This is a genomic window from Rhodococcoides fascians NBRC 12155 = LMG 3623 (assembly GCF_001894785.1).
Taxonomy (GTDB): domain Bacteria; phylum Actinomycetota; class Actinomycetes; order Mycobacteriales; family Mycobacteriaceae; genus Rhodococcoides; species Rhodococcoides fascians.
In genome coordinates this window covers 1,191,967-1,201,500 of sequence record NZ_BCWW01000001.1, presented here as the reverse complement: position 1 = coordinate 1,201,500, position 9,534 = coordinate 1,191,967, and the positions used below count along the sequence as shown (strand labels likewise).

The window sequence follows — 9,534 nt, the reverse complement described above, 5'->3', positions numbered from 1 at the left end:
GGTAGCCGACTACGCGTTTCCACTCACATGCCGCAGGCTCTACCCCTCGAGCTTGTAGCCCAGACCGCGCACGGTGACGAGATGCTCCGGCTTGGCCGGGTCGGTCTCGATTTTCGACCGCAGTCGTTTGACGTGCACGTCAAGAGTCTTCGTGTCGCCCACGTAGTCCGCACCCCAGACTCGGTCGATCAACTGGCCCCTGGTCAGGACCCGGCCGGAGTTGCGCAGCAGGTATTCGAGCAGGTCGAACTCCTTGAGCGGCAACGTGATCTGATCGGATCCGACCATCACCACGTGACGTTCGACGTCCATCCGCACCGGCCCGGCCTCGAGCACTCCGGTGTCGGTGCCGCCATCGACCTCGGCGTCACTGCCGCGGCGCAGTACGGCGCGGATACGAGCGATCAGCTCACGGGCCGAATACGGCTTGGTGACGTAGTCGTCGGCACCGAGTTCGAGCCCGACGACCTTGTCGATCTCACTGTCACGCGCGGTCACCATGATCACGGGAACGCCTGAGCGCGAACGCAATTGCTTGCACACGTCGGTGCCGCTCATTCCGGGAAGCATCAGGTCGAGCAGCACGATGTCCGCGCCGGCACGATCGAATTCGGCCAGAGCCGACGGTCCGTCGCCGACGACGGTGGCCTCGAACCCCTCTTTGCGGAGCAGGAAGGCCAGTGGATCGGCCAACGACTCTTCGTCTTCCACGATCAGAACGTTGGTCACTGATTCTCTCTTTCTGTAACCGCGGCGTCGTCTTCTTCTTCGAAGTACGCGGGGATCTGGAGGGTGAAGGTGGATCCGGTGCCCAGCTTGCTCCACAGCGAGATGCTGCCGTTGTGGTTGGCTGCGACGTGTTTGGCGATGGCAAGGCCGAGGCCTGTCCCGCCGGTGGCCCGCGACCGAGCTTTGTCGACGCGGAAGAATCTCTCGAAGACGCGTTCCTGGTCCGCCTTGGCGATACCGATTCCTCGGTCGGTGACGGCGAACGCGACGTTGGAGCCGCGCAATGCCCTACTGACCGAAACGGGCGAACCGTCGGAGGAGTACGCGATCGCGTTCTGGATGAGATTGGCGAGCGCCGTCACCAGTAGCGCCTGGTCGCCGAGTACTTCGAGCCCGCTCGGGTGGTCGGTGGTGACGGAGATGCCCGCGTTCTCGGCAGCGAGTTTGGACCGGTCCATCGCCTCGTTGACGACGGTGTCCACGTCCACCACTTCCAGGTCGGGCAGTTTCTCGGCCCCCTGCAGACGCGACAGCGCGATCAGCTCGGTCACCATGTTGCCCAGGCGCTTGGATTCGGCGACGACCTTGCCGCCGAAGTGCCGGACGGAGTCGGGATCGTCGGCGGATTCGAGCAGCGCCTCGGCCAGCAGGCTCATGGCACCGACCGGTGTCTTGAGTTCGTGACTGACGTTGGCCACGAAGTCACGACGCGTGGCCTCCATCCGTACCTGCTCGGAATCGTCGTCGGCGAAGAGAACGACGAACCGTCGGTCTTCTTTGCTGAGCAGTCTCGCGACGCACCGGACGGCGATCTTGTCGCGGCCGGGCCGGGGGGCCTTGGCACTGAGATCGACTTCGACGGGATTGCCGTCGGACAGCACTTTCGTCGCCGCGGCCCACGCCCGCTCGTCGATGGAACGGTTACGCACCAGACCGAGCTCCTCGGCCCGAGGATTCGACAGCACCACGTCGTGAAATTGATCGACGACGGCGATACCGCTCTCCGACGCCAGCACGATCAGGTCCAGTACCTGCGACATCGTCAATCCGGAGGTGGCGCGGCGGCGCTCCGAGTGTCGAGTGTTGAGGTACGGGATCAGAACACCGCCGACGAGGTATCCCACGAAGGCCGCGGCAATTGCCAGTAGTACGGCCGATGCAACACTCACACCGGAATCGTACGTTCGATGGACGGCTCACATACGCAGGGTGCAGGCATTTCCCTGGTCGTCATAGCCCTCGTCGGCAGTGTTCTTCGTTCGTTCACCTGCAGTTTCGACAAACTGCCGGTTTGTGCGTGGCGGAGTTACTTACCGCCCTGGTTTGCCACGGCAGCCGCACCCGCAGCCGCTGCTTCCGGATCCAGGTAGGTGCCACCCGGATTGGTCGGCTTCAGCTTGCCGTCGACCTCGGTGAGGTCGTATTGCAGTGGGATGCCGGTGGGGATGTTCAGTTCGGCGATGTCCGCGTCGGAGATCTCGTCGAGGTACTTCACGAGTGCACGCAGCGAGTTGCCGTGTGCGGCGACGAGCACGTTCTTGCCGGCCTTCAGATCGGCGACGATCGTCTCCTCGAAGTACGGGATGAGCCGTTCGACGACGTCGGCGAGACATTCGGTCAGCGGAACGCTGTCCAGGTCGGCGTAGCGGGGATCGGCATCCTGGCTGAATTCGCTGCCGACCTCGATGGCGGGTGGCGGAGTGTCGTAGCTACGACGCCACAGCATGAACTGCTCGTTGCCGTACTTGTCCTTGGTCTCGGCCTTGTTCAAGCCCTGCAGTGCGCCGTAGTGCCGCTCGTTCAGACGCCAATCGCGCACGACGGGGATCCAATGCCGCTCGGCCGCGTCGAGCGCGAGGTTCGCGGTGCTGATCGCGCGGCGCAGCAGCGAGGTGTACAGCAGGTCGGGCAGTACGCCCGCCTCGGCGAGGAGCTGGCCGGCGCGCTTGCCCTCGGCCTCGCCCTTCTCGGTCAGTCGCACGTCGACCCAGCCGGTGAACTGGTTGGACGCGTTCCATTCGCTCTCGCCGTGACGAAGCAGAATCAGGGTTCCGATACTCATGTGGTCAGTTTCTCATGCGGGACGCTGGGGAGTGGAGCCCGCGGAACGACCTAACGCTGGGGGTCGTGGCCCGCGTGCGACGAGCACGCCGACGACGACGATCATGACGACCGCGGTGAGGGTGATCGGGATGGGAATGATCGGGTCGAACAACACGAGCACGGCACCGACCGGAACTGCGATGTTGACGACGCGATCCGCGTGGGCGCGGATGGCGATCAGCCAGACGCCGAGGACGAATATCGCAATCGGAACCGTGACGGTGAACGACGCTGCGACGTCGCCGAGCTTGCTGTGTTCGGTGAGCACATCGATCTCGACCTCGATGCCGGCCGAGAACGCGCCCGCCGCGGCGAAGATGAAGTAGTGCGCGTAGCCGTAGATCAGCGAGTTGCCGAACTTTCCGATGGCCCGGTGGTGCGGCGGCCAGAAGTAGATCCACCACAGACTCGCGGTGACGACGAGGGTGAGGACGGAAATCGAGATCAACGGTGCCAGAGCCGTCTCGTCGTGCAGCGCTTCGATGATGGCGTTGGCCGATGCGAGCAGACTCTCGCCGAGCAGTATCAGCGTGAACAGCCCATAGCGTTCGGTGATGTGATGCGGGTGCCATGGCGTCGACCCGCTGCGTTCGGCGATCAGTGGAACCGCCATTTCCGCGGCTGCCAACACGAAGAACAAGACGACGGCGGCTGTGCCGTCGAACAGCACCAGCCAGAGAATCCAGAGAACTTGAACTCCTGCAATGCCTGTCGCGTATGTCAGTGCGGTCTTCTTGTAGTCACCGGTCCGAGACGCTCGAACCCATTGCGTCACCATCGCCACGCGCATCACGACGTAGCCGAGCACTACGACCGCAAAATCCTTGTCCACGAACGCCGATTCGACTCCGGCGGCGAGCACCAGCACACCGGCCATCTGCACGACGGTCAGCGTTCGATACAGCCAGTCGTCGGTATCGAAGGAGGTGGCGAACCACGTGAAGTTCATCCACGCCCACCAGATCGCGAAGAACACGAGGGCGTAGCTGAGCAGACCGTCGGCGACGTGGTTCTCGGTGAGCGCGTGATGGAGTTGCACCGCCGCGATACTGACGGCCACGACGAAGACGAGGTCGAAGAACAATTCGAGTGGACTCGCCGCGCGATGCGGTTCGTTCGGATCGCGCGGACGCATCTGTACCAGCCGGGCCGTGGAAAGATTCACGAAGGCAGAGTAAGGCATCCGATTCGCGAATGTTGTCGTGATTGCGTTGCCGTAGTTGCCTTTACGGACATTTCGGGCAGGGTCGACGGTATGGCGTTGGCGATTTACGGAACCTCCCACCCTTTGTGACGACCGCGCGCCGGGGTTCCCCGCATAGCGGGGGTGCGAGGTCCGGAGAAAGGGTGTGAGGTTGCTCGACTACTCCCCCAGCGCTGCTCCGATCTCGCCGACCCGAGCGCCCACGCTTTGATCAACCTCTTCGGTGTCGACGAAATAGCGCCGAAACACCGAGCGCATCAATTCGATGACCTCGATGTGTTGCCTGATCGCAACAGCCGCCGACCGTTCCTCACCATCGGCCAGTCGCTTGAACTTGCGACCCAGCTGTTGAGCTGAAGGAAGCGTTCCGAATGCGTCGAGGTCGACGAGAAATTTCGTTTTCCCCAACATCCCAGCCAAGTGGTCGATGTATTCGGCGCAGACCTGGTCGCACTGGGAAGCGACGCCCGGAGGAATTTCCATCAGCCCAGCCTCAGCGCGCTCCGAGAGATCCTGCCAATACTTCATCGAATCGAACAGATCACCGTTTGCAGAAACCATTGATTAGTTGCCCGTCTTCTATCGTGCCCGTGCAGGCAGGCTGGCCTGAAGCGATTTCGTGACCCGACCGACTTCAAAACACGGATCACCCAACGGTTCGCGCCCAGCCCTGCCGTCGAGAATGAAATACACGATTCCCCCGGCAACGTCATAAGCGGTGCCGCAACTGACTTCGTCGTACTTCGCGGTACGTCGAAATTGCACGAACCCGTTCTCGTCAGCGGCAGTGAAGCTGTCGAACTGGTCGTTCGCTTTCACATACTCGAGGTCGTGGGTCGATGAGAACACACCCAGGAAGTACCACGACCCAGGGTCAGGGTCTGTCCAGATACACGTCTTCCAGTCGTTCGACAGGGGGGCGTCTCCGAACAAATTCGTGGTCTTGCTCCCCACATCCAATCCCGCGGCCTCGACGGCATTGTCCGGGATGGTGCATGGATCCCAGGGCTCGGTGGCGATCGGCGCAACGCTGGTCGACGTCGGCAACGCAGCATTCGGTGCACTCGGCGTCGACTCACCACATCCGGCGACCAGCATCATCAGTCCGACCACACCCGTCACCCAGCGCCCTGTTGCTCTCACAACTGGTTGGACGCGGCGAGCCCCGACTCGGTTCCCCGGCAACCTCACACCCTTACTACCGACTGCGCGCCCCCGCTCACTCGAGAGCAAGGGCGCGCAGTCGACAAATGCGGTGTGAGGTCACCACCAAGCGGGCATCAGCCGCAGTTCGACGGTGCCGGCTCTCCCCGGAATCGTGCGTCCACGTAGGCGTAGGCCTCGGGCAGTCCGACGATCGATCCGCTGAAGTGCTCGGCGAGTGGATACGCCCGGAACTGCACGGTCGCCCCGGCTGCGCAGTAGCGGTCGACCGTCTCCTTCACCGGTGCGTAGGGGGTGATGAAGTCGTTGATTCCATGCCAGATGTACACCGGGGCCGTGGGGACGCCGTCGTAGTCGACGAGACTGTTCTTCTTCAGTACCGCCTGCGCAGAGGGAAGGGACGCGATGTCGACGTTCGACAGATCTCTCGCGCTCTTGAACGCTCCGCCGACGATGATGGGGCGCCTGCATTCGTTGCTCACGCGATCTCGCAGGGCCAGGCCCGCTGCATTCAGGTTCTCCGAGACGGGGAATTCGGTCGGGTATTCACGTTCGAGTCCGAGTGATGCCGCGAGTGCCATTCCGAAGGCGGGGTGCGGAATCGCGCTGTAGCCCAGGTTCTGTGCGATCAATCCCAGGTCGGCCGGGGTTCCACCGTGCACGCTGGCCACGATGTTCAGCTCCGGCGCGTAGGTGGGTGCCATGGCACCGGCCCACGAGGTCGCCAAGGCGCCTCCCGAGTAACCCAGCAGTGCAACGGGACTGTCCTTCAGCGGCAACTGCTCGAAGTTTTGCACGGCCCGCACACCGTCGAGCGTCAAACGACCTTCGTACTCCGCAGCTCCGTAGGCTCCGGTCGGGCCGAGGTAATCCGGCACCGCAACCGCCCAACCGCGGGCGACCATACCGACGTACAGGCTCGGCGCTTCACCGATCTCGTATGTGAAAAGACCATGTGACGGTGCACATTTGACGCCCAGGGCATTGATGACGGCTTGATAGGACACCAGTGGGGTTCCCGCGCCCTTGCCTCGCGGCATCAGCACGGTCGTCACCGCGGCGACGGGTGCGCCTGCGGAGTTGGTGGACCGATATTTGAGTTGCCAGATGTCGGTGTTGGGGTACATCCAGGCGTCGGCCCGTCGGCTGGCCAGGATGTCACCTGGCGCGTGATCGGCGATGTCGGCCGGTGCCGCGTAGAAGACGTCCGGATCCGGGGCCGTCGGCGCGGGAGCCGCCGAAGCTGTTGTGCCCACTGCGAACAGGGACGCGCAGAGTGCCACCAGGATGGACCCCAGGGTAAAGAACTTTCGGATCACAGCGAGCCTTTCGGGTGAGCAAAATCGAAGATCACGGGACTACGGGAAGAGAGAACTGATTGATCGGATCCGTCGAGGACACGGTGACGTCCGCTGGGCCCGGCCCACCTGCGAAGGACGGATCCGACGCGGTGATCTCGACGGCGACGCGATGACCGCGGTCGAATCGATGGACGATGCTGGGTAGCGAGATGGTCACCGGTTCACCGGATCCGGTGAGTACGGCGGGTGCAAGGAGTCCGTGAATCGGGCTCCGCGCACCGTCGGGTGCTACGTCGAGCACGGTGACGAAGACGGTCGCGGGACCGGACACCGTGGGACCGATGGACAATGTCGGTGAGCCGACGACGTCGATGGGTTCGGTCAGTGGCGGCGTCGTCCAGTTCGCGGCAGAGCCGGGTAGCGAGACCCGCGGCACGGGCAACTCGGCCGCGAGATTCGGCAGTCCGAACGTGGTGGGCATCGACGCACCTGCACCCCGAATCGTCTGCGTCCACACTTCGTTCGACGAATCCCCCTCCGCCAGTGATCCATTCGACAAACGGAACGTGCGGCGAGCACCGACGGGAAATGTCTCGGATTCGACGTAGGCCGGCGACGCGACACCGGTATAGGGCACCCAGTCCCGGAAGTAGGTGAAAGCCGTTCCTGGGTCGACGTCACGATCCTTGAGGTGTCGGTCGAGCCAATTGCCCACCAGTGCCGCTTCGTGCTGAGTGAACGGGTCGGGGGCCTTGATGTCGAACTCACCCGGATAACCCTTGCGATCGTTGTGTCCCCACGAGTGCCAGACCATGGACGTCTCCACTCCCCGCGCCCGCAGCGTCTCGAACGTAGCTGCGGCCTCGTCGAGACTGAACAGCGAATCTTTCTGCCCCTGCGTGAGCAACACCGGCACATCGACTCGATCGAGATAGTCCACCGGTGAGACATGACGCATCGCCGCCAGAGTTCCCGGGTCGGGTTCGCGGTTGACCGTGAAGGCGGACGCGGCGTCGCACACCCACTGGGCGTAGTTCGGGCACCCCTGTGCCCGTGCCGGATCGACGGCGTATCCGCCCGGTCCGGTCAGAACGGCACCGGCGGCCAGAAATGCCGAACCGAACACGCTCTTGACCGGCCCGACGGATCTGCGGCCGGCCCCGTCCGGTGCCAACGACCGCGCCAGATCGTTCCAGGTGATCATCGACGCGACGGTGTCCAATCGTGGATCGACCGACGCCGTCGCCAATCCCGTTGCGCCGGCATAGGAACCGCCGAGGTAGCCGACGCGCGGGTCACCCGGTGCGTCGAGTCGAACCACATCCAGTGCCGGGGCGGCAACCGTCCGTGCGGGATCGGTGAACACCCCGCCGCTCTCACCGGCGAGATAGCCGATCAGAGCCGATGCGGCCATGCCGTCGTAATCGGGATCGGCGAAGTAGATCTTGCACGTCGAGCCGCCGAAACCCAGAGCCGAGTACGTCAGAACCACGTAGCCGTGAGTGGCGAATCTGGCAGCGGCACCGGCCTGGTCGTCCTTGGATCCGCCGAAACCGTTGCTGGTCAGAATGGCTGGGGCTCGATGGTCCGGTCCTAGCCCGACAGGAACGTACACATCCCCGACGACGGTGCAGTGCTGGTCGTGTTCGGGCCCCACTGCGACGTCGAAGTACCGAGTCTGCACCGAGAAGTCGCCGAGCGTCTGCGGTGCCAGGACCGGAAGCTCCGCTGCATATCCGGGCGCGGAAGCCGCGACCAGAGTCGTCGTCACAGCAGCGATGACGGCTGCCAGTCTTCTCATCGGAGGCAGTTCGTCGGCGGCGCGGCACCCCGGAACCTGTTGTCCAGGAATGTCAGTGCCGCGGGAAGACCCTCGAACGCCGCCTGGATGTGCTGCGGTGCATGGACGACGTCGAACTGCAAGGTGGCACCACTCGCGCAGTACCGAGCAGCAGTGTCACGCAACGCACCGATCGGAATGAGCGGATCGTTGTCGCTTCCCCACAGCAGTGTGGGTGCCGTCGGCACACCCGCGTACTTGACCAGACTGTTCTCGTCGATGATCTGCTGCGCCTCGGGGCTGTCCACCAACGACGTAGTGGTCGAGACCGCCAGCGCGCTCTTGAAGGCTCCGGTCGCAAGGATCACCGGCGTGCACGCATTCGACACCTGATCCTTCAACGCCAGACCGGTGGGATTGAGCTGCGCGGTGATCGGCAAACGATCCGGGTATTCACGTTCGAGTCCGAGGGCGGCCGCGAACGCGAGACCGAATGCCTGATGGGGCTGAAAACCCAAGGCGCGAGCGATGTTGTCCAGATCCGCAGGCACACCTCCGGCTGCGGCACCCACGATGTTCAGCTCGGGTGCATAGCTGGGAGCGAGCGCCGCGGCCCACGCCGTCGCCATACCGCCGCCGGAGTAACCGGCCATGCCTACCGGGCTCGCTGCCAAACCGAGTTCCGGCACGCGCTGTGCGGCGCGGACGCCGTCGAGCGTGATCTGTCCGCCCAACTTGGCTGCGCCGTACGCACTTTTCGGCCCGAGGTGGTCCGGTACCGTCACGGTCCATCCACGCATCAGCGCGAGGTTGAGGAATTCGCGTTCCTGCACACCGGTCGTCGGGTCGGCACCGAACAGGGACTCCGACGGTGCGCACTGCAACCCGAGCGCGTTGACGAACGGCTGATACGACAGTAGAGGCCCACCGGGTGCGCGGTTCGTCGGTGCCAGAACGGTTGTCACTGCGGCGATGGCGTCGCCTCGGGAATCGGACGACCGGTACTGGAGCTGCCAGATGTCGGCACCGGGATACAGGGGGCTCGAAAACCGCCGACTGGCAACGACATCGCCGTTGTTCTTCCCGTTCAGGTCCGCAGCCGCCGCATACAACGTGCCGGGTACCGGGGCCGGATCACCGGGCGCGGCCGACGCATGGGGAGCAGCTACGAACAACAGCGACATCAGCCCGACGACGAGTGTCGAGGTCACGAGGGTGCGAAGCATGGTGTAACTCTTCTCGATTTCGATCGG

9 protein-coding genes are annotated in these 9,534 nt (G+C 63.8%); all 9 read right to left on the bottom strand.

Going from position 1 to position 9,534, the window contains the following annotated elements; translation table 11 throughout:
* Positions 1–39: 39 nt before the first annotated feature.
* Positions 40–729, bottom strand: coding sequence for a winged helix-turn-helix domain-containing protein (locus tag RFA01S_RS06040; protein WP_027498361.1), 690 nt, complete (start codon positions 727–729; stop codon positions 40–42).
* Positions 726–1,898 carry a sensor histidine kinase gene (locus tag RFA01S_RS06035; protein ID WP_027498362.1) on the bottom strand — a complete coding sequence of 391 codons (1,173 nt, stop codon included), beginning with the start codon at positions 1,896–1,898 and terminating at the stop codon, positions 726–728. The genes RFA01S_RS06040 and RFA01S_RS06035 overlap by 4 nt, the downstream gene beginning before the upstream one ends.
* Before the next feature lie 137 nt (positions 1,899–2,035).
* Complete coding sequence (locus RFA01S_RS06030; RefSeq protein WP_032365206.1) at positions 2,036–2,791, bottom strand: phosphoglyceromutase; 756 nt, start codon at positions 2,789–2,791, stop codon at positions 2,036–2,038.
* A 12-nt stretch (positions 2,792–2,803) separates the two neighbouring features.
* Entirely contained in the window at positions 2,804–3,967 is a 1,164-nt protein-coding gene (locus RFA01S_RS06025; protein WP_052060534.1) for a low temperature requirement protein A, read from the bottom strand.
* Positions 3,968–4,195: 228 nt separating this feature from the next.
* Positions 4,196–4,519, bottom strand: a complete 324-nt coding sequence (locus tag RFA01S_RS06020) for a hypothetical protein (RefSeq protein ID WP_238325053.1) — start codon at positions 4,517–4,519, stop codon at positions 4,196–4,198.
* Between the two features lie 96 nt (positions 4,520–4,615).
* A complete protein-coding gene (locus RFA01S_RS06015) occupies positions 4,616–5,134 on the bottom strand; it encodes a DUF3558 domain-containing protein (protein WP_255283970.1) in 519 nt (172 codons plus the stop codon).
* Between the two features lie 182 nt (positions 5,135–5,316).
* Positions 5,317–6,516, bottom strand: coding sequence for a lipase family protein (locus RFA01S_RS06010; RefSeq protein ID WP_442978216.1), 1,200 nt, complete (start codon positions 6,514–6,516; stop codon positions 5,317–5,319).
* Between the two features lie 34 nt (positions 6,517–6,550).
* The gene (locus RFA01S_RS06005) at positions 6,551–8,302 is read right to left on the bottom strand and encodes a CocE/NonD family hydrolase (protein WP_032406477.1); all 1,752 of its coding nucleotides are present in this window, start codon (positions 8,300–8,302) and stop codon (positions 6,551–6,553) included.
* Positions 8,299–9,507, bottom strand: a complete 1,209-nt coding sequence (locus tag RFA01S_RS06000; RefSeq protein ID WP_032406614.1) for a lipase family protein — start codon at positions 9,505–9,507, stop codon at positions 8,299–8,301. Before RFA01S_RS06000 ends, RFA01S_RS06005 begins: the two co-directional genes overlap by 4 nt.
* Between the last annotated feature and the right edge of the window lie 27 nt (positions 9,508–9,534).

Excerpts from the sequence above, each read along its gene's own strand:
- RFA01S_RS06025 (WP_052060534.1), bottom strand. The coding sequence starts at position 3,967 with ATGCGTCCGCGCGATCCGAACGAACCGCATCGCGCGGCGAGTCCACTC.
- RFA01S_RS06000 (WP_032406614.1), bottom strand. The coding sequence starts at position 9,507 with ATGCTTCGCACCCTCGTGACCTCGACACTCGTCGTCGGGCTGATGTCG.
- RFA01S_RS06015 (WP_255283970.1), bottom strand. The coding sequence starts at position 5,134 with ATGCTGGTCGCCGGATGTGGTGAGTCGACGCCGAGTGCACCGAATGCT.
- RFA01S_RS06030 (WP_032365206.1), bottom strand. The coding sequence starts at position 2,791 with ATGAGTATCGGAACCCTGATTCTGCTTCGTCACGGCGAGAGCGAATGG.
- RFA01S_RS06005 (WP_032406477.1), bottom strand. The coding sequence starts at position 8,302 with ATGAGAAGACTGGCAGCCGTCATCGCTGCTGTGACGACGACTCTGGTC.
- RFA01S_RS06020 (WP_238325053.1), bottom strand. The coding sequence starts at position 4,519 with ATGGAAATTCCTCCGGGCGTCGCTTCCCAGTGCGACCAGGTCTGCGCC.